This window comes from Halomonas sp. A11-A (genome assembly GCF_003182195.1).
GTDB classification, from domain to species: Bacteria; Pseudomonadota; Gammaproteobacteria; order Pseudomonadales; family Halomonadaceae; genus Halomonas; species Halomonas alkalicola.
Window position 1 is genome coordinate 20584 of sequence record NZ_QGTM01000022.1, and the last position, 24676, is coordinate 45259.

Genomic DNA, 24676 nt, shown 5'->3' on the forward strand with positions numbered 1-24676 from the left:
CGCGATCAATGGCGGCCCTCCACGGCCGCGGTTAGACTCATGGCAAACCCTTCCGGCAGCGGTGGCGCATGGGCGATGACAAGGCGGTGGCCCTCGAGGCCCGCGGGCTGACGCGCAGCTACCCGATGGGCGAGGTGACCATCCAGGCCCTGCGCGGCGTGGACCTGGCCCTCTACCGCGGAGAGCTGCTGGTGATGCTGGGCGCCTCGGGCTCCGGCAAGTCCACCCTGCTCAATATCCTCGGCGGCCTCGACAGTGCCAGCGGCGGTGAGGTGCGCTACGTCGACCACCGCGGCCAGAGCCGCGACCTGACCCGCGCCAGCCAGCGCGAACTCACCCGCTTTCGCCGCCACCACGTCGGCTTCGTGTTCCAGTTCTACAACCTGATCGCCAGCCTCACCGCCCGGGAGAACGTGGCCATCGTCACCGAGATCGCGCGCCGCCCGATGAGCCCGGAGTCGGCGCTGGCCATGGTCGGCCTCGGCGAGCGCCTCGACCACTTTCCCTCCCAGCTCTCCGGCGGCGAGCAGCAGCGGGTGGCCATCGCCCGGGCGGTGGCCAAGCAACCCGACCTGCTGCTCTGCGACGAACCCACCGGCGCCCTGGACTTCCGCACCGGCATCCGCGTGCTCGAGGTGCTCGAGACCGTCAACCGCGAGACCGCCACCACGGTGGCGATCATCACCCACAACGAGGTGATCGGCGAGATGGCCGACCGGGTGATCCGCCTGCGCGACGGCCGGGTCGACGAGATCCACGTCAACGCCAGCCGGCGCCCCGCCCGCGAGCTGCGCTGGTGAGTCCGCCATGAGGGCCCTCGACCGCAAGCTCGCCCGCGACGTTTGGCGCCTCAAGGGCCAGGCGCTGGCCATCGCCGTGGTGATCGCCGGCGGGGTGATGACCCTGATCCTCTCGGTGACCACCCTGGAGGCGCTCTCCGGGGCCCGGGAGCGCTTCTACGCCAGCCACCACTTCGCCGAGGTGTTCGCCGACGTCAAGCGCGCGCCGCTGGGGGTGGTGAACCGGCTGCAGGAGATCGAAGGGGTCAACCTGATCGAGCCCCGGGTGCAGGCCGCCATGCGCCTCTCGGTGTCGGGCTTCGACGACCCCATCCGCGGGCTGGCCCAGTCGATCCCCGATGGGCGTCAGCCGATACTCAACCGCCTGCACCTGGTGGCCGGCGGCCTGCCCGAGGCGGGCCGCGACGACCAGGCGGTGGTCTCCGATGCCTTCGCCGAGGCCCATGGGCTGGTCCCGGGCGACAGCCTGGAGGCGATCATCGACGGCCGCCGGGTGCGGCTGCAGCTCGCGGGCATCGCCCTGAGCCCGGAGTTCCTCTATCAGGTCGCCCCCACCGACCTGATGCCCGACTACCGCCGCTACGCCGTGCTTTGGATGAACCAGCGAACCCTCGCCAACGCCTACGGCATGGAGGGCGCCTTCAACCAGCTGACCCTGACCCTGCAGGCCGGGGCGCAACGCGAGGCGGTGATCGACGCCCTCGACCTGGCGCTGGCCCGCTACGGTGGCACTGGCGCCTGGACCCGCGACGACCAGCCCTCCCACCGCTTCCTCGACGAGGAGCTCAACCAGCAGCGCATCCAGGCCACGGTGCTGCCGGCGATCTTCCTCTCGGTCTCCGCCTTCCTGCTCCACGTGGTGATGGGCCGCCTGATCCAGACCCAGCGCGAGCAGGTCGCCGTGCTCAAGGCCTTCGGCTACCGCGACGGGGAGCTGGCCCGCCATTTCGGCCTGCTGGCCGGGATGATCGTGCTGCTCGGCTGGGCGCTGGGCGTGGCCCTGGGGGCCTGGGCGGCCAGCGGCATGGCCAGCCTCTATCGGGAGTACTTCCGTTTCCCCGAGATGCCCTTCCGGGTGCCGCTCTGGGCGCTGGCGCTGTCGCTGTCGGTGGTGGCCCTGGCGACCCTGCTCGGCACCTGGCGAGCGGTCTGGCAGGCGGTCAGCCGACCGCCCGCCGAGGCGATGCGCCCGCCGGCCCCGCTGCGCTTTCGCCGCAGCTGGCTGGAGCGCCTGCTGCCCGCTGCCTTGCTGGGGCAGGAGGGGCGCATGATCCTGCGCCACCTCGCCCGACACCCGGCCAAGGCCGGCCTCTCGGTGGCCGGCATCGCCCTCTCCGCGGGCCTGCTGATGATGGGCGCCTACCAGCTCGACGCCGTGGAGGCGATGATCGACCAGCAGTATCGCCAAGTGCTGCGCATGGACATGGAGCTCACCTTCGCCGAGGCGACCCCGGCCCGGGCCGCCGGCGAGCTGCGCCACCTGCCCGGGGTGCTCGCCGTGGAGACCTGGCGCCGGGTGCCGGTCACCCTGATTCACGGCCATCGCGAGGAGCGCACCAGCCTGCTGGGCATGGAGCCCGAGCCGCAGCTGCGCCAGGTGTTGGATGGCCAGGGCCGTCCCCAGCGCCTGCCCGAGGAGGGCCTGATGCTGACCCGCCACCTGGCCGACTCCCTCGATGCCCGGGTGGGGGACGAGCTGGAGGTGGCGATCATGGAGGGGCGGCGGCGCCAGGTGATGCTGCCGCTGGCCGCCCTGGTAGACGAACCCCTCGGCGTAGGCGCCTATCTCACCCGCCCCCGGCTCAATGCGCTGATGGGCGAGGGGCCGGCGATCAGCGGTGCCTGGCTGCTGGTGGATGACAACCACCGCGAGGCGCTCAACGCCGCCCTCTGGGAGATGCCCGGGGTGGCCGCCATCGGGCGGCTCGACCAGGCCGAGCGGGGCATCCGCGACTACCTCGACGAGACGATCCTGCTGTTCGCGGTGATCTTCGTGGCCATCGCCACCTCGATCAGCTTCGGCGTGGTCTACAACAACGCTCGCGTCACCTTCGCCGAGCGCGCCCGGGAGCTCGCCACCCTGCAGGTGCTGGGCTACAGCCGTGCCGAGGTGTCGCGCATCCTGCTCGGCGAGATCGCCCTGCTGACGCTCGCCGCCCTGCCGCCGGGCTGGGCCATCGGCATCGTCTTCAGCCGCCTGCTCAACCAGGCCTTCAGCAGCGACCTGTTCCGCATTCCGCTGGTGCTCACTCCCCAGGCCTTCGGCATCGCCGCCAGCGGCGTGCTAGCCGCCTCGCTGGTGGTGGCCCTACTGGTGGTGCGACGCCTGGGCCGCCTGGACAAGCTGCGCGTCCTCAAGGCCGTGGAATAGTACAAGGAGACCGACCGTGACACTTCGCCCCTGGCAGAGACGCCTCTTCTGGAGCCTGGCCGCCCTGGCCATGCTGGCCCTGCTGGCCTTGGCGCTGCGCCCGGCGCCGGTGCCGGTCAGCGTGGCCCGGGTCACGGCCGCCCCCTTCGTCGACTCGGTGATCGAGGAGGGACGCACCCGGCTGCGCGACACCTGGAATGTCTCGGTGCCCATCGCCGGCTACCTGCAGCGGGTGATGCTGGAAGTCGGTGACGAGGTGGAGCAGGGCCAGCCCCTGTTCCTCCTCGAACCCAGCCCCGCGCCGGCCCTGGATCCCCGCTCCCGTCAGCAGGCCAAGGACGCGCTGCAAGCGGCCGAGGCGCGCCTCGCGGCCGCCCGAGCCAATCTGGAGACCACCCGCGCCGAGCGGCGCTTCGCCGAGGCCGAGTTCGAGCGCTACCGCACCCTGCACCAGCGCAACCTGGTCTCCACCGCCGACCTCGACCAGCGCCGCAGCCAGCGCGACCGCCAGCGCGCCATCGAGAGCGCGGCGGCCGCAAGCGTCGAGGCGGCTCGCTTCGAGGTGGAGAGCGCCCGGGCCGTGCTGGCGGTGGCCAGCGGCCAGCGCGACGATGCCGAGCACCCCGCCCTGGCGGTTCGCGCCCCCATCAGCGGCACGGTGCTGACCCGCTACCGCTGCTGCGAGGGCAGTGTGGCCGCCGGCGAGCGCATCCTCGAGCTCGGCAGCCTCGCGGATCTGGAGATCCAGGTGGACCTGCTCTCCATGGATGCCGTGCGGGTCCGCCCCGGCATGGCGGTGCGCCTGACCGGCTGGGGCGGCGAGGAGGCGCTCGCGGGCGTGGTGCGGCGCATCGAACCCGCCGGCTTCACCCGGGTCTCGGCGCTGGGCGTCGACGAGCAGCGGGTGCCGGTGATCGTCGACTTCGCCGAGGAGGTCGACCCCGCCGCCCTGGGCCTGGGCAGCGGTTTCCGGGTCGACGCCGAGTTCCTGGTCTGGCAGGCCGATGAGGTACTGCAGCTGCCTACCAGCGCCCTGTTCCGCGCCGACGGGGAGTGGGCGGTGTTCCGCGTGGAGGAAGCCCGCGCCCGCCGGGTGGCGGTCACCCCGGGGCGGCGCAGCGGCCTCGTCACCCAGGTGCTCGAGGGGGTGGAGGCCGGCGACCTGATCATCACCCACCCGGGCGAGCGGGTCGCCGAGGGCGTGCGGGTGCGCATCGACGAGTGAGCCTGGCGACTGGGCCCGCCCCTTCGTATCATGGTCGGCTCATGCCTGCCCCGGAGCCCCCATGTCCATCGACGCTACCTTCTCGTCCCCGCGCCCTGTGCTGGTCATCTACACCGGGGGAACCCTGGGCATGGTGGCAGGCGAGCACGGCCTCGTCCCCGGCGGTGACATCGAGGCGCGCCTGGCTCGCGCCCTGGACGGCCTGCCCGCCCAGCGCCGCGCGGCACTGCCGGACCATGAGGTGCTGGCCTTACCCGCCCCCATCGACTCCAGTGCCGCCACCCCGCGGGAGTGGCAGCGACTGGCCGACGAGATCGCCACGCGCTTCCGGGACCACGCCGGCATCGTGGTGCTGCACGGCACCGATACCCTGGCCTGGACGGCCTCGAGCCTCGCCTATCAGCTTCAGGGCCTGGACCGCCCGGTGGTGGTGACCGGCGCCATGCAACCGCTGGAAGCCGAGAACAGCGACGCGGCCGACAACGTCGAGCTGGCGCTGCGTTTTGCGATCAACCCAGCGCTTCAGGAGGTGGCCATCGCCTTCGGCGGCAGGCTGCTGCGTGGCGTGCGGGCGCGCAAGTGGCAGACGCGGGACGCCGACGCCTTCGTCAGTCCCAACTATCCGCTGCTCGGCGAGCGGGTCGGCAACGACGCCGTGCTCTATCCCGGACGAGGCCTGGCACAGCAGCAGCGTGGCGCCCCACGCTTCGAGCTACCCGACTATGGCCCCCTCGCGGAAGGTGGGGTGGCGCGCATCGTGCTGTGGCCGGGCATCACCGCCCGCCAGGTGGCGGCCTGGCTCGAGGAGCCGACGCTCAAGGGGGCCCTGCTGGAGGTGTGGGGAGGCGGCAACGTGCCGGAGGATCCCGAGCTGCTCGGCGTGCTCGCCGAGGCCAGCGGTCGGGGCAAGCTGCTGGCGGCGATCAGCCAGTGCCCCCATGGCGGCATCGACATCGGCCAGTACGCCGCGGGCCAGGGGCTTCAGGCGGCCGGGGTGCTGTCGGCCGATGCCATGACCCCGGAGGCGGCACTGACCAAGCTGGTCCACCTGCTGGCCCAGCCGCTGGCGGAAGACGAGCGACGGCGGCGCTTCCTCACTCCGCTGGTGGGAGAGCGGTGACGGCTCCCTGCACCAGCGTTGACGAGGGTCATGCAGCGCGCGGCGCAAGCCGCTATGGTGGGAGGTATTCCAACACCGCAAGGAGAGCCACCATGGAACACCCCGACCACCCCTTCACCGAACTCTTCGAGCAGCTGGGCCTCGCGTCGGACCCGGAGGCGATCAAGCGCTTCATCGAGCGCAACGGTCCCATTCCCGAGGAGATCCCCCTGCCGGACGCCCCCTGCTGGAACGAGGGCCAGGCCGAGTTCCTGCGCGAGGCCATCGAAGCGGACGCCGACTGGGCCGAGGTGGTCGACCACCTGAACGCCTCGCTACGCAAGCCCTGATGGCCGTCGGCCAGGCTAGCCGTTGGCGGCCTGGCCGTTGGCCTCCACCCGCCGCCTGACCCAGGCACCCACCAGCAGCAGTACCGTGAGCGCCAGCAGCGGCAGCACCACGCCGATGCCCAGCGCCTCGTCGCTGTCCACCGCCTCCAGCGCCCCATAGATGGCGCTGGCATAGACCGCCCACTTCACGCCGAGACCGATGGTCGCCGCCAGCAGGAAGGTGCCAAGCGGCAGGCGCAGCAGGCCGGCGGCATAGTTGACGACCGAGTGGGGGAAGCCCGGGAGCACGCGCAGGGCGCACTGGGTCAGGAAATCGCTGCGCTGTTCCAGACGACGCATGATCTTGCGGGTGAGCCCCTTCGGCGTCCAGCGATCGCCGACGCGGGCGGAGAGCCAGTAGGCGCCCAAGGCCCCCAGCACGCTGCCCACGATCAGCATGGGGGTCGCCGCCAGGGGCGAATAGAAGGGGGCGATCAGCCACAGCCCGATGCTGCCGGGCAGGCCCAGCGCCAGGGTCACGGCCATCACCAGGATCACGCTGATGATCACGGCGGGATGGTGGGAGGCCTCGTCCGCCCAGCGCTGCAGATCCGCCAGGTCAGGCGAGTGCCAGATCCACAGGTAGAGCGCCATCAACACGACGCCACCCACCGCCGCTACCCGCCAGGGCCAGCGCAGTGAACTATCGTTGAACATCGATCATCTTCCGGTGCGCAGAGGCGCCCATGGTGCCATGCAGGAGCCATCCTACGCCAGCATGGCAACCGCCGCGGCGGCGTGGTCGAGCCCGCGGGGTCAGTAAAGAACGTCGCGGATCACCTGATATCGGCCAGCGGCGACACCCTGAGCGCAAAGAGGCCCGGCATGCGGCATGCCGGGCCTCCTCTGGACGGCCGGGCTTACCCCCTGAGGTCGCGCATCAGCAGCGCGAACTCGATGCGCTCAGGTGCGATCGCCTCGCCAGGCACCGGGATGCGCACCACGTGGCCGGAGCCCGGCGCTACCCCCACGGACTCGCCGCGCTTGTTCTCAATCTGCTCGAGCACGAAGCGGCGGTTGCCGCCGGGCAGCATCAGCTCCATGCCGTCCCCCACCTCGAAGCGGTTCTTGACGTCCACCTCCAGCACGCCGCGGTCGGGGTCATAGCCGATCACCTCGCCGACGAACTGCTGGTGCACCCCCACCGAGTTGCCCTGCTCGTAGTTCTGGTACTCGTCGTGCACGTGGCGGCGATAGAAGCCTTCCGTGTAGCCACGGTTGGCGAGGTTGTCGAGCTCGTCCATCAGGCGCATGTCGAAGGGCCTGCCGGCCACGGCATCATCGATGGCGCGACGGTAGACCTGGGCGGTGCGCGCCACGTAGTAGTGGGACTTGGTGCGCCCCTCGATCTTCAGTGAGGTGACGCCCATCTGGGTCAGACGCGGCACGTGCTGGACGGCGCGCAGGTCCTTGGAGTTCATGATGTAGGTGCCGTGCTCGTCCTCGAACACCGGCATCAGCTCGCCCGGGCGGGTGCGGTCCTCGATCAGCGCCGAGAGCTCGTCCTGGCCCTCCACCCCGCCGGCGGTGGCCGTGGTCTGGGACAGGCCGGCGAAGGAGGTGCTGCCGCCGCCGGAGGCAATCAGCCCGCCCTGCGCCCCGCCCTGCTCGGGGGTCCAGACGCCGCTGGCCGCATGGGCGGCCGCCGAGTTGGCCGGCACCAGGTCGCCGGTCTCGTCCTGGGCGGCGGCCACGGTGTTGTACTTCCAGCGGCAGGCGTTGGTGCAGGTGCCCTGGTTGGGGTCGCGGTGGTTGAAGTAGCCGGAGAGCAGGCAGCGCCCGGAGTAGGCGATGCACAGCGCGCCGTGAACGAAGGTCTCGATCTCGAGGTCGGGGCACTCGGTGCGGATCTCACCGATCTCCTCAAGGGACAGCTCCCGCGACAGGATGATGCGGCTGATGCCCTGGCGCTGCCAGAACCTTGCCGCCGCCCAGTTGACCACGTTGGACTGCACCGAGAGGTGGATCACCTGGTCGGGCCAGCGCTCGCGCACCATCATGATCAGCCCCGGGTCGGACATGATCAGCGCATCGGGGCCGGCCTCGATCACCGGCTCCATGTCGCGCAGGTAGGTCTTCAGCTTACTGTTGTGGGGCGCGATGTTGGAGGCCACGTAGAACTGCTTGCCCCGCTCATGGGCGTAGGCGATGCCCTTGTGCAGGTTGTCGATCTTGAAGTCGTTGTTGCGCACGCGCAGTGAGTAGCGTGGCTGGCCGGCATAGACGGCATCGGCGCCATACGCGAAGGCGTAGCGCATGTTCTTGAACGTTCCCGCGGGGGAGAGCAGTTCGGGGGCTTGCATGTGAGGTCACCGTTGTCAGGACGATGGCAGCCGGGGCAGAGGCGCTCCGGCGTGCAGGGGGATGGGAAGGCGCGAAAGTCTAGCAATTGCCGCGGAATCTGGCCAGAAAGTGACGATTTGCGTACACTGCACGCCACCGGACCGGACCCCGGAATGCCGCACCCACGGCCCCACAAATTCTCCGACCAGAGCTGACCCATGACTCTTCCTGCTTCCCCCACGGCGGCGAGCCGCGCCACCGTGGTGATCTACTCCGGCGGCATGGACTCCTACACCGTGCTGCACCGCGCCCTGCGCGAGGGGCGCGACGTCCACGCCCTCTCCTTCGACTACGGCCAGCGCCACGCCCGGGAGCTGGAGGTGGCGGCGCGCGTCTGCCGCGGGCTCGGCGTCCCCCACCAGGTGGTGGACATCCGCGCCATCCACGGGCTGATCGACAACTCCGCGCTGACCGATGCCGACCGAGCGCTGCCCGAGGGCGACTACGCCGAGGACAACCTCGCCGCCACGGTGGTGCCCAACCGCAACATGATCCTGCTCTCGCTCGCCATCGCCAAGGCGGTGAACATCGGCGCCGTCCGGGTCGACTACGGCGCCCACGGCGGGGATCACGTGCTCTACCCCGACTGCCGCCCCGAGTTCGTGGAGCGCATGAACGCCGTGGCCGGCATCGCCAACTTCGACCCCGTCGTGATCCACGCCCCCTACCTGCGCGCCAGCAAGGCCGAGATCCTCGCCGACGGCCTGGCCATGGGGCTCGACTACGGCCAGACCTGGACCTGCTATCGGGGTGGGCGGCTTGCCTGCGGGCGCTGCGGCAGCTGCCGCGAGCGCCTGGCGGCCTTTGCCGCCAACGGGGCGATCGACCCCCTGGGCTATTCCGATCGGTCCGCCACCGACGCCTCACCGCAGCCCGATCAGGAGGCCTGATGTACCACGTCAAGGAGGCCTTCTATACCCTGCAAGGCGAGGGCGGACAGGCCGGTCGCGCCAGCGTCTTCTGCCGCTTCACCGGCTGCAACCTCTGGTCCGGCCGGGAGTCGGACCGGGCGAGTGCCGCCTGTACCTTCTGCGATACCGACTTCATCGGCACCGACGGCCAGAACGGCGGGCGCTTCGCGGATGCCGCGACGCTCGCCGCGCACCTGACGGCGCTCTGGCCAGCGCAGGACGGCCCGAGCATGAGCGGCGCCACGCCCTATGTGGTCTTCACCGGGGGAGAGCCGCTGCTGCAGCTCGATGAGGCGCTGATCCAGGCCATGCATGAGCAGGGCTTCGAGGTCGCCGTGGAGACCAACGGCACCCTGCCCGCCCCCGCCGGCATCGACTGGCTCTGCGTCAGCCCCAAGGGGGCGACGGAGCTCGCCATCACCGCGGGCAACGAGCTGAAGCTGGTCTACCCCCAGCCGGAGGCGCCCCCGGCGCGCTTCGCCCGGCTCGACTTCGACCACTTCTTCCTGCAGCCCATGGACACCGGGACCGGCGGGCGACCTGCCACCCCGGTGAACGACGCCATCGCCGTCGCGACGACCGACACCATCGCCGCCAGCGTCGCCTACTGTCTCGCCCACCCGCAGTGGCGCCTGTCGCTGCAAACCCACAAGATCACGGGGATCGACTGATGACGCTATTCGTCAACCGCCTGACCCAGCTCGACGTCTCCTGGTGGTGCCCGACCCGTGGCCTGGTCGGCGCCAGCTGGCAGGTGGACGTGGAGCTCGACGGGGAGCTTGGCGAGGACGGCATGCTGTTCGACTTCGGCGAGGTGAAGCCGTGGATCAAGCAGCGCCTGGATGCCGGTGCCGACCATACCCTGCTGGTGCCCACCCGGGCCCCCGGCCTGGAGCTCCACGACTGCCGAGAGGGGCTCTGCGTGCGTACCACCCTGCCCTGGGCCATGGAGCTGCGCGCCCCACGCCAGGCGCTGACCCTGCTGCCCTGGCGGGAGATCCGCGCCGAGCGCCTGGCCGACCACCTGGCGGCGGAGCTGATGCGCCGGCCGCCGCCGCGGGTCAGCGATATCCGCCTGCGCCTGCGGGAAGAGGAGATCGAGGGAGCGGCCTACACCTACAGCCATGGCCTGCGGCGCCACGCCGGCAACTGCCAGCGCATCGCCCATGGCCACCGCTCGCGGCTACATATCTGGCAGGGCGGCAAGCGCGCTCCCGTGCTGGAGCGAAAGTGGGCAGAGCGGCTCGCGGATCGCTACCTGGTCGACCAGGCCGATATCGTCATGGACGAGGAGCCGGCCTGGAAGCAGATGCTGACCAGCCGCTATCGCACGGCCCAGGGGCAGTTCTTCCTGCGCCTGCCCAGAGAGCGCTGTGAGGTGCTGCCGACGCCCACCACGGTGGAGTGGATCGCCGACTGGCTGGCCCGGCAGATCGCCGGCGAGACAGGGCGCGCCACCCGGGTGCAGGCCTTCGAGGGGATCGACAAGGGCGCCATCGCCCAGGCCTTGCCATGACGGCAGGTGCCACGCCCGCCGACGACGCGCCGGCAAGCGCAGCGGCCTGCCGGCCGGGATGCGGCGCCTGCTGCATCGCCCCCTCGATCAGCACGCCGATTCCCGGCATGCCGGACGGCAAGCCGAGCGGCGTGCGCTGCGTGCAGCTGGATGAGGGCAATCTCTGCCGGCTGTTCGGCGACCCGCGCCGCCCGGCGGTATGCGAGCGCTTCAGCTTCGATGCAGCGCTATGCGGCGAACGCCGTGAGCAGGCGCTGGAGCGCATCGCCGCCCTGGAGAGCGCCACCAGCTAGCTGGCCAGCTAGCTGGCTAAGCCCGCCAGGCGCTGCCTGAAAAGGCGGTGAGCGCAGCCAGTTTTCGGGCAGAGTCTCAGACGATTCGGCCCATCGCCTTAAGCTGCACCAGCAGCTCGGCCACCTGCTCGGCGGGCTTCTGATACTCCTGCATCAGCGCCCGAAGTCGCTCCTCGAAGCTCTGCTCGACGTTCTTGTCGAGGCTATCCTCGACGCTCTTCTGGCGGGGCGCTTCATGCTCCTCCAGTGGAGGCGCGGTTACCTCTACCTCGGAAGGCGCATGGGGCATCCCTGACCGTCCATCGGGGTTATCGAGTTCGCGAAGCGCTTCGGCAAAGGCATCATCGAGTTCACGGAACTTGCGCAGTTTCTCACGCTCGTCCATCGGTTTGCGCTGGGTCTGCTGTTTCATCAGTTTCCGGTCGTTCATGGGGACGGCTGAGGAGATGAACATCGCATCAGGCGGGCGTTAACCAGCCACTTATAAGCGCGATGTCCCGAGTCATTATTATACCGCCAACGTACTGCCCGGCGAAGGGCCGGGACCATGATGGCGCCACGCCCCGACCGGCAACAGGATATCGCGACTGTGCACCATCGCGCATACAGCCTAGCCAAACTTGCCTTTGCCAACCCTTAGGCCGCATAAAGTAACCAGGCCGTCAGGGCGCTGATCATTTTCGCAGCGACTGCAGACGTCGCCAGGCTGAAAATGAACGGACGCCCCGCACCGGGAACCATCGCGCAAGGAAGGGGCCAGACCATGTTCAACGAAATGATGCGAGCAGAGATCTGGCTGCAGGAGACGCTCGCCAGTGGAGAGAGCCTCGAGGAACTGGCCGCGCGCCTGGGCTACTCCAGCTCTCAGGTACGCCGCCGATTCCGTCAGTGCTTCGGGCTATCGCCGAGCGCCTACCGGGAGAGCCTGCGCCTGGAGAAGGCCGCTCGGCTGCTCACCTTCACGCCGCGGGGCGTGCGCGAGATCGCCGGGCGCTGCGGCTATACCAACCACTCGGCCTTCCAGCGCCGCTATCGCCAGACCCCCCGGGAGTTTCGGCTCAACCGGCACAGGGCGCTCAGGGCCTCTCGCCCGCCTGCGCTGACGTTAGAGCCCACTCTCCACACCCTCCCCCCGCGCACCGCCGTGGTTACCCGCTGCTATGTCGGCACGGAACAGCTGACGCCGCCCGAGACATGGCCACGGATGCTGTGGGGGGAAGAGCCGCCGTCAGGCATTCCGATGGACGCGCCGTCCCTTGCCCTGCTGCATGACCCCTGCCAGGCATGCTCGCTGCCCAAGCTCGACCTGGGGGTGGTCCTGGCGCCGGGGCTGGCCGACAGCCTGGCCATGCCGCCCTCACTGAGGGTGGTGACGCTGCCAAGCGTGCGCACGGCCAGCCTGTCATTGACCGCGGTCGACGACGTCAACACAGCCCTGGAGAGTCTGCTTACCGACGCCCTGCCCACGCTGGGCGAGCACTACAGTGGAGAAGCGATCCGCCTGATCGCCGACGGAGACGCCCTCGAGCTCCAGCTGCCGCTGATGCCGCCACCCAATACGACGACGGCGCCCTGAGGGCGCCGTCGAAAGGCCGAAGCGTCATAGCGGTCGCGCCGCCTTACTCCTCCACGCGCACCAGCCAGGACTCCACGGTTTCGCTGCCGTGCTCGTCCTTCCACGCCTTCAGGGTCTTGTGGTTGCCGCCGCGAGTCTCCACGACCTCTCCGGTAGTGGGGTTCTTGTAGATCTTCAGCTTGCGCTTGCGACGCGCTCCTGCCGGCGTGGAAGCAGCCTTGGGTGCTGCCGCTGCGGGCTTCGGGTTGAGCAGCTCGATCACATCCGCGGCGCTCTTGTCGAACTCTCGCATCAGCGACTCGAGGCGCTCCTTGAACTCGAGTTCCGACTGCAGGCGCTTGTCGTTCTGCAGCTTCTCCATATTGGCCTGGAGCTGTTTCAACTGCTGCTCCATCTGCATGTATTCGTTGATCAGGGACATGATCCGACTTCCTTCTTTCGAAATGATAGGTGCAACGGGTGAACGATTATCTGACAACAGAGTTATAACTTGCAACAGTCTGGATGATAACAGCACTCAACGCAACTCGAGTATTGTCGGTTCTGTGTGACAAAAAACTTCAAGCAGCGACTCGACGAGACATTATCTTTCGCCATGAAGTACAACAGCCAGGTTTCATGAAATCAAGCAAGGCATCACTGCAAGCGTCGAGCGCGAGACTCTCTTGACCGGCGACTCGAGAAGAACGCAAGTGCGCTCCGAACTCGGCCGATACACCGAGTACCAGCGCTAAAAAAACCGCCGCCCCGAAGGGCGGCGGTCTCTGGTCCGACGGGAACTGGCTTCCCGATCAGTCCTGACCCATCTGCTGCTTGATGAGGTCGCCGATGGTGGTCGGGCCACCAACTTCGACGTTCTCTTCGCGCAGCTTCTTGAGGTTCTGACGCGTCTCGTCCTGGTCCTTGGCCTTGATGGACAGGGCGATCTGACGGTTCTTGCGATCGACACCGATGATGCGGGCCTCGACGGTGTCGCCTTCGTTCAGGACGTTGCGAGCATCCTCGACGCGGTCGGCGCTGATCTCGGACGCCTTGAGCACGGCAACGACATCGGTAGCCAGCTCGACCTGGGCCTGTTTGGCATCGACCTCGACCACACGGCCGGTGACGATGGAGCCCTTGTCGTTGACGGCCAGGTACTCGGCGACCGGGTCGGTATCCAGCTGCTTGATACCCAGGGAGATGCGCTCACGCTCCGGGTCGATGGAGAGGATCACGGCCTCGGCCTCGTCGCCCTTCTTGAACTGGCGCACGGCCTCTTCGCCGGTCTCGGTCCAGGAGATATCGGAGAGGTGCACCAGACCATCGATGCCGCCTTCCAGGCCGATGAAGATGCCGAAGTCGGTGATGGACTTGATGGTGCCGGAGACGCGGTCACCCTTGTTGAACTGGGAGCTGAAGGTCTCCCACGGGTTGGCGGTGCACTGCTTGATGCCCAGGGAGATACGACGACGCTCCTCGTCGATATCCAGCACCATGACGTCCACTTCGTCGCCCACCTGGACAACCTTGGACGGATGGATGTTCTTGTTGGTCCAGTCCATCTCGGAAACGTGGACCAGGCCTTCGACACCCTCTTCCAGCTCGGCGAAGCAGCCGTAGTCGGTGAGGTTGGTGACGACGGCACGTACCTTGGTGCCTTCCGGGTAACGATCCTTGATGTTGACCCAGGGATCTTCGCCCAGCTGCTTGAGACCCAGGGAGACGCGGTTGCGCTCGCGATCGAACTTGAGCACCTTGACGGTGATCTCGTCACCCACGGCGACGATCTCGCTCGGATGCTTGATGCGCTTCCAGGCCATGTCGGTGATGTGCAGCAGGCCGTCGACGCCACCGAGGTCGACGAAGGCGCCGTAGTCGGTCAGGTTCTTGACGATACCCACGATCTGCTGGCCTTCCTGCAGGGTGGCGAGCAGGGCCTCACGCTCGGCGCTGTTCTCGGCCTCGAGCACGGCACGGCGGGAGACGACGACGTTGTTACGCTTCGGGTCAAGCTTGATGACCTTGAAGTCGAGCTCCTTGTTCTCGAGGTGCGTGGTGTCGCGCACCGGACGCACGTCGACCAGGGAACCCGGGAGGAAGGCACGGATGGAGTCGACATCGACGGTGAAGCCGCCCTTGACCTTACCGTTGATCACGCCCTTGACGATCTCGTCCTTCTCGAAGGCGGCTTCCAGGACCTTCCACGCTTCGGCGCGCTTGGCCTTCTCGCGGGAGAGGCGGGTCTCACCGAAACCGTCCTCGACGGCTTCCAGAGCGACGTGAACCTCGTCGCCGATGGCAATGTTCAGTTCACCGTTCTCGTCGCGGAACTGGGCCGCGGGGATCTGACCTTCGGACTTCAGGCCGGCATTGACGGTGACCCAGTCACCCTCGATGTCGACAACGGTAGCCTGGACGATGGCGCCCGGCTCCATGTTGATGTCTTGGAGAGATTGTTCAAACAGTTCAGCAAAGCTTTCGCTCATGATGTTCCTACGTGATCAACGTTAAGTGCGGTCATGCCGCTTCCTCCGCACCACCAGCGAGTGCGGGCCTTATTTACCAACCCCCCGGAGATGTTGGCGCTGGTTCGACCTGGCTCGGCTATCGGGAATCGCTACCCAGCCACGTCATCACATGCTGCCGGAGGCGCCGCAAGGGAGTTTCAGGTGGCGGATGCCAGACCTCGCTCGGTCAGCAGTTCCGTCAGCCGATCCACCACTTCCGGTATCGTCAGGCGCGTGGTGTCAAGCGTGATGGCATCATCTGCCGGCTTGAGCGGGGCCACGCTGCGTTGCATATCGCGTGCATCGCGCGCCTGAATCTCCTTCAAAAGACTCGATAGACTAGCATCCACGCCCACTTCCCGCAACTGGAGCTGGCGGCGTCGCGCCCTCTCCTCGGCGCTGGCGGTGAGGAAGATCTTCAGCGGGGCCTGCGTGAACACCACCGTGCCCATGTCGCGGCCGTCGGCGACGAGGCCCGGCGGCTTGCGAAAGTCGCGCTGGCGGCCCAGCAGCGCCTCGCGCACCGCCGGCAGGGCGGCGATCCGCGAGGCGGCATCGCCGACCTGTTCGGTGCGGATGGTGGCGGTGACGTCGTCGCCCTCCAGCAGCACCCGGGTGGCCTCGGCCTCGGCAACGAACACCACGTCGAGCCCCGCCGCCACCCGGGCAAGCCCGGCCTCGTCATCCAGCGCCACGCCGTGCTTGCCGGCGGCCAGTGCGGTGAGGCGGTAGAGGGCACCGGAGTCAAGCAGGTGCCAGCCCAGGCGCTCGGCGACCAGGCGGCTGATGGTGCCCTTGCCGGCCCCGCCGGGGCCGTCGATGGTCAGTACCGGCACGGCAGTCTCGGCGACGGTCATGCGCCCTCCTCGGCCGCTTCCTCCTCGAGGGCGAGCCCCACCTTGCGCGCCAGTTCACTGAAGCCAGGGAAGGAGGTGGCCACGTTGGCGCAGTCGTCAATGATGATCTCGTCACCGGCGCGCAGGGCGGCGATGGCAAAGGACATGGCGATGCGGTGATCCTCGAGGCTGTCGATGCGCCCGCCGCCATAGTTGGGGCCTTCGGCCTTGCCACCACCGACGATGTCGATACCGTCGGCGACCAGCGTGTGCTCGACGCCGATAGCGGCCAGGCCGTCGGCCATGGCCTGCAGGCGGTCGGACTCCTTGACGCGAAGTTCCTCGGCCCCACGCAGGCGGGTCACCCCTTCGGCATTGGCCGCGGCGATAAAGAGCGCCGGGAATTCGTCGATGGCCAGCGGCACCTGGTCGAGGGGAATGTCGATGCCCTTGAGCGGGGCATGGCGGATATGCAGATCGGCCACTGGCTCGCCGCCCACCTCGCGCTCGTTCTCGAGGCGCAGGTCGGCGCCCATCAGCCTGAGGATATTGATCACGCCGATGCGGGTCGGGTTGATGCCGACGTGTTCCAGCACCAGATCGGAGCCCGGGGTGATGGCCGCCGCCACCAGGAAGAAGGTGGCCGAGGAGATGTCCGACGGCACATCGATAGGCGCGGCGATCAGCTTGCCGCCGCCCTGAAGCCAGCAGGTGTCTCCCTCGCGGTGCACCTCGTAGCCGAAGCCGGCCAGCATGCGCTCGGTGTGGTCGCGGGTCGGCGCCGGCTCACGCACCCGGGTCTCGCCCTCGGCATAGAGCCCGGCCAGCAGCAGGCAGGACTTCACCTGGGCGCTGGCCATCGGCATGTCATAGGTGATGCCCTTGAGCGCGCGGCCGCCATGGATATGCAGCGGTGGACGACCGCCCTCAGCGGTATCGATCACCGCCCCCATCAGGCGCAGCGGGTCGGCCACCCGGCCCATGGGGCGCTTGGTCAGGGAGGTATCGCCGGTGAGCTCGGTGTCGAAGGCCTGGCCGGCCAAAAGCCCGGCAAACAGGCGCATGGCAGTGCCGGCATTACCCACGTAGAGCGGCCCCGACGGCGCCTTGAGGCCGTGCATGCCGACGCCGTGGATGGTCACGCGCCCCTGGTGGGGGCCCTCGATGGCCACGCCCATCTCGCGGAACGCCTGCAGGGTGGCCAGGCTGTCCTCTCCCTCCAGAAAGCCCTTGACCTCGGTGACCCCCTCGGCCAGCGCCCCGAGCATGATGGAGCGGTGGGAGATCGACTTGTCGCCGGGCACGCGAATGCGGCCGGTCACGGTGCCGCCCGGGGCGACCCGGTAGCGCAGCTTGCCTTGCTGTTGCATCTGATATTCCGCCTGATAACTGGTCTTGTTGAGCAGGGATTCGAAGTAGTGGCGCGCGTGACGGGCGCGATCGAAGGTGGCGAGCATGGCATCGCTGTCGCCATGTTCGATGGCCTGGCGAATCCGCGCCAGGCCGGCCTCGAAGTCATCCAGGGAGGCCAGCACCGCCTCGCGGTTGGCGACGAAGATGTCGCGCCACATCACCGGGTCGCTGCCGGCGATGCGGGTGAAGTCGCGAAAGCCCCCGGCGGCATAGCGGAAGATCTCCAACCTCTCGTCCTGGCGCGCCAGGGTGTCCACCAGGGAGAAGGCCAGCAGGTGCGGCAGGTGGCTGGTGCGGGCCAGCACCTGGTCGTGGCGCACCACGTCCATCTCCAGCACCTCGGCCCCGCACGCTTCCCACAGGGCGCGCACCCGGGAAAGCGCCACCGGGTCGGTATCGGGCTCCGGGGTGAGGATCACCTTGTGGCGCAGGTAGAGCTCGGGGTTGGCCGCCGCCACGCCGCTCTTCTCGGACCCGGCGATGGGGTGGCCAAGCACCAGATGGGGCGGCACCCGACCGAAGGCCCGACGGGCCACGTCGCGGATGGCGGCCTTGGTGCTGCCCACGTCGGTGATCACCACCCCGGGAGCGGTGCGATGGATCACCTGGGAAAGCACCGTCATCACCGACTCCATGGCCAGGACCGGCACCGCCAGCACCACCAGGGTGGCGCCGTCGATGACCGCCTCGAGGCGGGTGTCGCCGCCGTCGATCAGCCCCATCTCGATGCCGCGGGAGATCTCGTCGGGGTTGGGGTCGCATGAGTGGATCGCGCCCCGAAAACCCGAGGATCTTAGCGCCGCGGCCAGGGAGCCGCCGATCAGCCCCAGGCCGACGATCAGGATGCGGTCTTCATCGACCGACGCTTGCACCGTTGACGCCATGTCTCAGAGCACGCCGATCGGGTAGGAGCCCAGCACCTTCACCTCGGCGGCGCGCAGGCGCACTTCCTCGAGCACCGCGGCGACCCGGGGCTCGTCGCGGTGTCCCTTGAAGTCGATGAAGAAGACGTAGTTCCACACCCCGCTGCGTGAGGGGCGGGTCTCCAGGCGGGTCATGTCGATCTGGTGGCGATGGAAGGGCTCCAACAGGTCGTGCAGCGCACCCGGCTGGTTGCGCATGGCCACCACGATGGAGGTCTTGTCCTCGCCGGACATGGGCACGTCCAGGTGGCCGATGATCAAGAAGCGCGTGGAGTTGTCCGGGCGGTCCTCGATCTTCTCGGCCAGGCGGGTGAGGCCATAGAGCTTGGCGGCCATGTCGCCGGCGATCGCCGCGCTGTGCCACTCGGTCTTGACCAGGCGCGCCGCCTCGGCGTTGGAGGAGACCGGCACCCGCTCCGCCTGGGGGTAGTGGGCGTCGAGCCACTTGCGGCACTGGGCAAAGGACTGCGGGTGGGAGTAAATGCGCGAGACCTTGTCCTGGCGGGTGGTCTCGCCCACCAGCAGGTGGTGGTGGATGCGCAGCACCACCTCGCCGCAGATGCGCAGGCTGGAATCCATGAAGGAGTCCAAGGTGTGGTTGATCACCCCTTCGGTGGAGTTCTCTACCGGCACCACGCCGTAGTTGACCGCGCCGGCCTCCACCTCGCGGAACACCTCGTCGATGGCCGCCATGGGCAGGCTGATGGCGCTCTCGCCGAAATGCTTGAGGGCCGCCTGCTGGGTGAAGGTGCCCTCGGGGCCCAGATAGGCCACCTTGATGGGCTGCTCCAGCGCCAGGCAGGCGGACATGATCTCGCGGAACAGCCGGGCGACCTCCTCGCTGTCCAGCGGGCCCTTGTTGAGCGCCATGATCCGGCGCAGCACCTGGGCCTCGCGCTCGGGCCTGTAGAAGACCGTGTCGGGATCCTCGGCGGTCTTGACCTGGGCCACCTGCTGGGCGCATTCGGCGCGCTCGCTGATCAGGCGAAGGATGTCGGCGTCCAGGGCGTCGATGCGCTGGCGCAGCGCCTCCAGATCGATGGGGGTATCACTCATGCTCGTCAGCCCCTTCTCTTCTCGAAATCGGCCATGAACTCCACCAGCGCCTCCACCGCGGCCTCGGGCACGGCGTTGTAGAGGCTGGCACGCATACCACCCACGCTGCGGTGGCCCTGAAGGTTGAGCAGCCCCGCTGCCTCGGCCTCGGCCAGGAACGCCTCATCCAGGCGAGCATCGGCCAGCACGAAGGGCACGTTCATCCGCGAGCGGTTGGCCACCGCGATGGGGTTGGAGTAGAGCTCGCTCGCGTCGATGGCCGCATAGAGTCTGGCGGCCTTGCGGGCGTTGATCGCCTCCATGGCGGCCAGCCCCCCTACCTCGTCCTTGAGCCACTCGAACACCAGCCCGGCCAGGTACCAGCTGTAGGTCGCCGGAGTGTTGATCATGGAGCCGGCATCTGCCAGCGCACGGTAGCCGAAGAGCGATGGCATGTCGGCACGGGCGCGGTCGAGCAGGTCATCGCGCACGATCACCACCACCAGGCCCGCGGGCCCGATGTTCTTCTGGGCACCGGCGTAGATCACCCCGAAGCGCGAGACATCCAGGGGGCCCGAGAGAATGCTGGAGGACATGTCGCACACCACCGGCACCGGTGCCTCGGGGATATAGTCGAAGGCGAGCCCACCGATGGTCTCATTGGCGGTGTAGTGCAGGTAGGCCGCATCGTTGGAGAGCAGGATCTCCTCCGGACGCGGCACCGCCAGGTGGCCGCTGGCCTCGCTGGTGGCCGCCACGTGAACATCGCCGAACAGGTGGCGCGCCTCGGCGATCGCTTTCTTGCTCCAGATACCGGTGTTGACGAAGTTGGCTCGCCCGCCCGGGCCGAGCAAGTTGTAGGGTACGGCGGCGAACTGCTGAGTGGCCCCACCCTGGGTGAAGAGCACCCGGTAGTTGGCCGGAATGGCCAACAGCTCGCGCAGGTCGGCCTCGGCCTTCTCGGCGATGGCCACGAACTCATCGCTGCGGTGACTCATCTCCATGACCGAGAGGCCACGCCCCTGGTAGTCGAGCAGCTCGTCGCGGGCCCGCTCGAGCACCGCCGTGGGCAGCGCGGCCGGACCGGCGCAGAAGTTGTAGTGGCGATGAATGGGGGGCAGCCCCCCATTGCCGTTATTCCCCATCGTCTTCCCCTTGCTCATCGTCACCGTCGAAATCGGGGCCTGCCCCGGCCTCTTCCGGCTCGTCGATCCGTACCGTCTTGACCAGCTTCTCGTCGTTGCCCAGGCGGATCAGCATCACGCCCTGGGTGTTGCGGGAGGTGATGGAGACCTCGTCGACCCGGGTGCGTACCAGAGTGCCGCGGTCGGTGATCAGCATCATCTCGTCGGTGGAGTAGACCTGCATGGCGGCCACCAGGGCGCCGTTACGCTCGCTGGTCTGCATGGCGATCACGCCCTGGCCGCCGCGGCCGCGCAGTGGGAACTCCTCGAGACGAGTGCGCTTGCCGTAGCCGTTCTCGGAGGCGGTCAGGATATAGATCTGGCCGCCGTTGCCGGCCTCGACGTTGACGCCCGCCTCCGCCTCGGCTTCGCCCTCTCCCTCCAGGTCGGCCTCGACGTCGATCAGCTGGCTCTGGGGGATGATCAGGCTGATTACCTCGGCGCCATCGGCGAGGCGCATGCCGCGCACGCCGCGGGCAGTACGCCCCATGGCGCGGACGTTGCCCTCTTCAAAGCGGATCGCCTTGCCGTTGGACGACAGCAGCATGACGTGGTCGCTACCCGAGGTGATGGCCGCCCCGATCAGGCGATCGTCTTCCTCGAGGTCGATGGCGATCAGGCCCACGCTGCGCGGCCGCGAAAACTGCTCGAGACTGGTGCGCTTCACCGTGCCCTTGGCGGTGGCGAAGAAGATGTAGTGGTTCGGGTCGTAGTCGCGCACCGGCAGGATGGCGTTGATCGCCTCGCCCTCGTCGAGGGGCAGCATGTTGACCAGCGGCTTGCCCCGCGAGCCGCGGCTGGCCGCCGGCATCTCGTAGACCTTGAGCCAGTAGACCTTGCCGCGGTTGGAGAAGAGCAGCACGGTGTCGTGGGTCGAGGCCACCAGCAGATGCTCGATGACGTCCTCGTCCTTCATGGCGGTGGCGGACTTGCCGCGCCCGCCGCGGCGCTGGGCCTGGTAGTCGGAGAGCGGCTGGGTCTTGGCGTAGCCGGAGCGGGAGACCGTGACCACCATGTCCTCCTCGGCGATCAGGTCCTCCATGGAGAGGTCGAGATGGCTGGCCTGGATCTCGGTGCGACGCGGGTCGCCGAACTGGTCGCGCACGGCGTTCAGCTCCTCGCGAATCACCTCGAGCAGGCGCTCGCTGGAGGCGAGGATCGCCATCAGCTCGGCGATCTTCTCGAGGATATTGAGGTACTCGTCGAGCAGCTTCTCGGTCTCGAGGCCGGTCAGGCGGTGCAGGCGCAGCTCGAGGATGGCCTGGGCCTGGGCCGGCGACAGGCGGTACTCGGTGGCCGAGGGGTTGAGGCCGAAGCCCTCCTCCAGCTCCTCGGGCTTGCAGGAGGTGGCCCCGGCACGCTCCAGCATGGGCGTGACCTGCCCCGGCGGCCAGTTGCGCGCGAGCAGCTTCTCCTTGGCCTCAGCGGCGTTCGGCGAGGCCTTGATCAGCTCGATCACCTCGTCGATGTTGGAGATCGCGACGGTCAGGCCTTCGAGGATGTGGCCACGCTCGCGGGCCTTCTTCAGCTCGAACAAGGTGCGACGGGTCACCACCTCGCGGCGATGACGAATGAACGCCTCGAGGATCTCCTTGAGGTTCATGATCTTCGGCTGGCCATCCTCGATGGCCACCATGTTGATGCCGAAGACCGTCTGCAGCTGGGTCTGGGCGAAGAGGTTGTTGACCACCACCTCGCCGGACTCGCCGCGCTTGGTCTCGATCACCACGCGCAGGCCGTCCTTGTCGGACTCGTCGCGCAGCTCGGCGATGCCCTCGATCTTCTTGTCCTTGACCAGCTCGGCGATCTTCTCGATCAGCCGCGCCTTGTTCACCCGGTAGGGCAACTCGCTGATGATGATGTGGTCTCGGCCGCTCTTGTCGTCATGCTCGATGGTGTGGCAGGCACGCACATAGATGCGCCCGCGGCCGGTGCGATAGGCCTCGAGGATGCCGGCCCGGCCGTTGATGATGGCCCCGGTGGGGAAGTCCGGGCCCGGCACATGCTCCATCAGGTCGTCGACGGTCAGGGTGTAGTCGTCGATCAGCGCCAGGCAGGCGCTGATGACCTCGCCCATGTTGTGGGGCGGGATATTGGTGGCCATGCCCACGGCGATGCCGGAGGAGCCGTTGATCAGCAGGTTGGGCACCTTGGTGGGGAGCACCTCGGGGATGCGCTCGGTGCCGTCGTAGTTGTCGACCCAGTCGACGGTGTCCTTCTCGAGATCGGCCAGCAGCTCGTGGGCCAGCTTCGCCATGCGCACCTCGGTGTAACGCATGGCGGCGGCGCTGTCGCCGTCGATGGAGCCGAAGTTGCCCTGGCCATCCACCAGCACGTGGCGCATGGAGAAGTGCTGGGCCATGCGCACGATGGTGTCGTAGACGGCGCTGTCACCGTGGGGGTGGTACTTACCGATGACATCGCCCACCACGCGGGCCGACTTCTTGTATGGCTTGTTCCAGTCATTGCCGAGCTCGTGCATGGCGAACAGCACGCGCCGGTGTACCGGCTTCAGGCCATCGCGCACATCGGGCAGTGCCCGGCCGATGATCACGCTCATCGCGTAATCGAGGTACGACTGCTTGAGCTCGTCCTCGATATTGACTGGCAGAATCTCTCTGGCGATGTCACCCATGGGTCGTCGAATCCTTTGCACTGCAAGAGGTTGGCCGCCCTCGCCGGCGTTGCCGCGGGCGCCATGATAGCGCTACATCATACCACCGCGGGCAGAGCAAAGGCAGCCGGCTATGCGAGGGGCTACTCCATCACCAGGGGCTCGAGCAGCTCGCGAATCTCGCCCTCGATGGGCACCGCCTGGTTGGCCGCCACGTCGAGCAGCACAAAGGTCAAGGTCGCCGCACTCACCAGGGCGCCGTCGCGCACCCGGCGGATCTCCTGACTCATCTTCGCGCTGCGCCCGCCGACGGCCGAGAGGCGCGTGAGAATCTCCAGGTCGTCCCCCGCCACCGCCGCCTGGCGGTAGTCGATATTGAGGTTCACCGCCACGAAGGCGAGCTCGCCCCCCATCAGGCGCCGGGCGAGGCCCGGTCGATCGTCGAAGTAGCCCCAGCGCCCCTCCTCCAGGAACTCCAGGTAGCGGGCGTTGTTGACATGGCCGTAGCCGTCCAGGTGATAGCCGCGCACCCTCAGGCGGGTGGTCGAGACACGAGAATCCATGGCATTGCTCCTTGATAATGGCCGTGATGGCAGGCCCGGCGATTCTGGCAATGCCGCCGGCGAATTTCAAACAGTCGTTTCAAGCCGGACGCCGCCCGGAGACCCGCTGGCACCCCCGCCCCCCTTCAGGGATAATGGCCGTCCTTTTTACCCCGGGAAATGCTTCATGTGGTTCAAGCACTTGCACCTTTATCGCCTGCACGATGCGCCGACGCTGGATGCCGCCACCCTCGAGGAGGCCCTCACCGAGCACGCCGCCAGGCCGCTGGGCGGCCAGGATCCTCGCCGACTGGGCTGGACCGCCCCGGCCGGCCGCGCGGGCACCGCGCGCCTGCACGAGCTGCAGGGCCAGCGCCTGCTCAGCGCCCTGCGCCAGGAGCGGCTGCTGCCCGCCGGCGTGGTGCGTGAGGAGACCGAGGAGCGTGCCGCGGAGGTCGAGGCCCGGGAGGGGCGCAAGCTGCGCCGCCAGGAGAAGATCGCCCTCAAGGAACAGGTGGTCGAGGAGCTGCTGCCGCGGGCCTTCGTGCGCAGCCAGAAGATCGACCTGTGGTGGGACACTCGCCGCGGGCTGATCGGCATCAATGCCAGCTCGCGCACCCGCGCCGAGGAGCTGCTCGACCTGTTGCGCGAGACCCTGGGCAGCCTCAAGGTGACCCCGCTGGCCAGCCAGACCCTGCCCATGCGCGCCATGACCCAGTGGCTGACCGACCCCGCCTCGCGTCCCGCCGACCTGGTGCTGGGCGACCAGGTGGAACTCAAGGCCAAGGGCGACGACGGCGTGCTGCGCGCCCGCCAGGTGGAGCTGGACAGCGACGAGATCCAGCAGTTGCTTGAGGGCGGCCGCCAGGCCAGCAAGCTGGCCCTCGAGATCGAGGGCCGAGTCAGCTTCGTGCTGCACGACGACCTGGCGCTGAAGTCGCTGCGCTTCGGTGACGCCCTGATCGACGAGGCCAACGCCGCCGATGACGGCGACGATGCCCTGGTGCGCCTCGAGACCGACTTCCTGCTGATGGCCCAGGCCCTGGGCGAGAACATCGAACGCCTGATCGCCTGGCTGGGCGGCGAGGCGAGCACCGCGAACCGTGAAGTGTGACGC

Annotated in this window: 22 protein-coding genes; 11 read left to right on the plus strand and 11 right to left on the minus strand. The window is 68.3% G+C overall.

Annotation, left to right across the window (positions count from 1 at the left end; translation table 11 throughout):
• The first annotated feature begins 68 nt into the window (after window positions 1–68).
• The 5 genes from DER72_RS12740 to DER72_RS12760 all read left to right on the plus strand — a co-directional run bounded on the left by DER72_RS12740 (window position 69) and on the right by DER72_RS12760 (window position 5845).
• A complete protein-coding gene (locus DER72_RS12740) occupies window positions 69–800 on the plus strand; it encodes an ABC transporter ATP-binding protein (RefSeq protein ID WP_110070366.1) in 732 nt (243 codons plus the stop codon).
• A gap of 7 nt (window positions 801–807) precedes the next feature.
• Window positions 808–3171 carry an ABC transporter permease gene (locus DER72_RS12745; RefSeq protein ID WP_110070367.1) on the plus strand — a complete coding sequence of 788 codons (2364 nt, stop codon included), beginning with the start codon at window positions 808–810 and terminating at the stop codon, window positions 3169–3171.
• A 16-nt stretch (window positions 3172–3187) separates the two neighbouring features.
• Complete coding sequence (locus DER72_RS12750) at window positions 3188–4396, plus strand: efflux RND transporter periplasmic adaptor subunit (protein ID WP_258306298.1); 1209 nt, start codon at window positions 3188–3190, stop codon at window positions 4394–4396.
• A gap of 61 nt (window positions 4397–4457) precedes the next feature.
• Entirely contained in the window at window positions 4458–5516 is a 1059-nt protein-coding gene (locus DER72_RS12755; protein ID WP_110070368.1) for an asparaginase, read from the plus strand.
• A 92-nt stretch (window positions 5517–5608) separates the two neighbouring features.
• Window positions 5609–5845, plus strand: coding sequence for a DUF2789 domain-containing protein (locus DER72_RS12760; protein WP_110070369.1), 237 nt, complete (start codon window positions 5609–5611; stop codon window positions 5843–5845).
• 15 nt (window positions 5846–5860) lie between these two features.
• Here the strand turns inward: DER72_RS12760 and DER72_RS12765 are convergent, their stop codons facing one another.
• Both DER72_RS12765 and yegQ read right to left on the minus strand, forming a co-directional pair.
• Window positions 5861–6541 carry a TVP38/TMEM64 family protein gene (locus DER72_RS12765; protein WP_110070370.1) on the minus strand — a complete coding sequence of 227 codons (681 nt, stop codon included), beginning with the start codon at window positions 6539–6541 and terminating at the stop codon, window positions 5861–5863.
• 203 nt (window positions 6542–6744) lie between these two features.
• Window positions 6745–8187: a tRNA 5-hydroxyuridine modification protein YegQ gene (gene yegQ / locus DER72_RS12770; RefSeq protein ID WP_110070371.1), complete on the minus strand. Its 1443-nt coding sequence runs from the start codon at window positions 8185–8187 to the stop codon at window positions 6745–6747.
• Window positions 8188–8385: 198 nt separating this feature from the next.
• Here yegQ and queC point away from each other — a divergent pair, with 198 nt between their 5' ends.
• From queC to DER72_RS12790, 4 genes are read left to right on the plus strand one after another with little or no spacing between them, the layout of a single operon-like run.
• Window positions 8386–9117, plus strand: a complete 732-nt coding sequence (gene queC / locus DER72_RS12775; RefSeq protein WP_110070372.1) for a 7-cyano-7-deazaguanine synthase QueC — start codon at window positions 8386–8388, stop codon at window positions 9115–9117.
• The gene (gene queE / locus DER72_RS12780; protein ID WP_110070373.1) at window positions 9117–9809 is read left to right on the plus strand and encodes a 7-carboxy-7-deazaguanine synthase; all 693 of its coding nucleotides are present in this window, start codon (window positions 9117–9119) and stop codon (window positions 9807–9809) included. The genes queC and queE overlap by 1 nt, the downstream gene beginning before the upstream one ends.
• Complete coding sequence (locus DER72_RS12785) at window positions 9809–10654, plus strand: 6-carboxytetrahydropterin synthase (protein ID WP_110070374.1); 846 nt, start codon at window positions 9809–9811, stop codon at window positions 10652–10654. Before queE ends, DER72_RS12785 begins: the two co-directional genes overlap by 1 nt.
• Window positions 10651–10947 (plus strand): YkgJ family cysteine cluster protein, encoded by a 297-nt coding sequence (locus tag DER72_RS12790; protein WP_110070375.1) that lies wholly within the window; start codon window positions 10651–10653, stop codon window positions 10945–10947. The genes DER72_RS12785 and DER72_RS12790 overlap by 4 nt, the downstream gene beginning before the upstream one ends.
• A 76-nt stretch (window positions 10948–11023) precedes the next feature.
• Here DER72_RS12790 and DER72_RS12795 read toward each other — a convergent pair whose 3' ends face one another.
• Window positions 11024–11359, minus strand: coding sequence for a hypothetical protein (locus DER72_RS12795; protein WP_258306299.1), 336 nt, complete (start codon window positions 11357–11359; stop codon window positions 11024–11026).
• A 351-nt stretch (window positions 11360–11710) separates the two neighbouring features.
• On the opposite strand from DER72_RS12795, the gene DER72_RS12800 reads away from it, so the two are divergent.
• Window positions 11711–12523, plus strand: a complete 813-nt coding sequence (locus tag DER72_RS12800) for an AraC family transcriptional regulator (RefSeq protein ID WP_181395671.1) — start codon at window positions 11711–11713, stop codon at window positions 12521–12523.
• Between the two features lie 43 nt (window positions 12524–12566).
• On the opposite strand, the gene DER72_RS12805 is transcribed toward DER72_RS12800, so the two are convergent.
• From DER72_RS12805 to DER72_RS12840, 8 genes are all read right to left on the minus strand, one after another.
• Window positions 12567–12944 carry a histone-like nucleoid-structuring protein, MvaT/MvaU family gene (locus DER72_RS12805; RefSeq protein WP_110070377.1) on the minus strand — a complete coding sequence of 126 codons (378 nt, stop codon included), beginning with the start codon at window positions 12942–12944 and terminating at the stop codon, window positions 12567–12569.
• Between the two features lie 370 nt (window positions 12945–13314).
• Window positions 13315–14991 (minus strand): 30S ribosomal protein S1, encoded by a 1677-nt coding sequence (gene rpsA, locus DER72_RS12810; RefSeq protein ID WP_110070378.1) that lies wholly within the window; start codon window positions 14989–14991, stop codon window positions 13315–13317.
• Window positions 14992–15170: 179 nt separating this feature from the next.
• Entirely contained in the window at window positions 15171–15869 is a 699-nt protein-coding gene (gene cmk, locus DER72_RS12815) for a (d)CMP kinase (protein ID WP_110070379.1), read from the minus strand.
• Window positions 15866–18133, minus strand: a complete 2268-nt coding sequence (locus tag DER72_RS12820; RefSeq protein ID WP_258306300.1) for a bifunctional prephenate dehydrogenase/3-phosphoshikimate 1-carboxyvinyltransferase — start codon at window positions 18131–18133, stop codon at window positions 15866–15868. The genes cmk and DER72_RS12820 overlap by 4 nt, the downstream gene beginning before the upstream one ends.
• Before the next feature lie 15 nt (window positions 18134–18148).
• Window positions 18149–19240, minus strand: coding sequence for a prephenate dehydratase (pheA, locus tag DER72_RS12825; protein ID WP_110070381.1), 1092 nt, complete (start codon window positions 19238–19240; stop codon window positions 18149–18151).
• Between the two features lie 5 nt (window positions 19241–19245).
• A complete protein-coding gene (serC, locus tag DER72_RS12830) occupies window positions 19246–20331 on the minus strand; it encodes a 3-phosphoserine/phosphohydroxythreonine transaminase (RefSeq protein ID WP_110070396.1) in 1086 nt (361 codons plus the stop codon).
• Between the two features lie 22 nt (window positions 20332–20353).
• Window positions 20354–23038: a DNA gyrase subunit A gene (gyrA, locus tag DER72_RS12835; protein ID WP_110070382.1), complete on the minus strand. Its 2685-nt coding sequence runs from the start codon at window positions 23036–23038 to the stop codon at window positions 20354–20356.
• A gap of 122 nt (window positions 23039–23160) precedes the next feature.
• Window positions 23161–23580 (minus strand): thioesterase family protein, encoded by a 420-nt coding sequence (locus DER72_RS12840; protein ID WP_110070383.1) that lies wholly within the window; start codon window positions 23578–23580, stop codon window positions 23161–23163.
• A 166-nt stretch (window positions 23581–23746) separates the two neighbouring features.
• On the opposite strand from DER72_RS12840, the gene DER72_RS12845 reads away from it, so the two are divergent.
• On the plus strand, window positions 23747–24673 hold the full coding sequence (locus DER72_RS12845; RefSeq protein ID WP_110070384.1) for a recombination-associated protein RdgC: 927 nt from the start codon (window positions 23747–23749) through the stop codon (window positions 24671–24673).
• Window positions 24674–24676 lie beyond the last annotated feature (3 nt).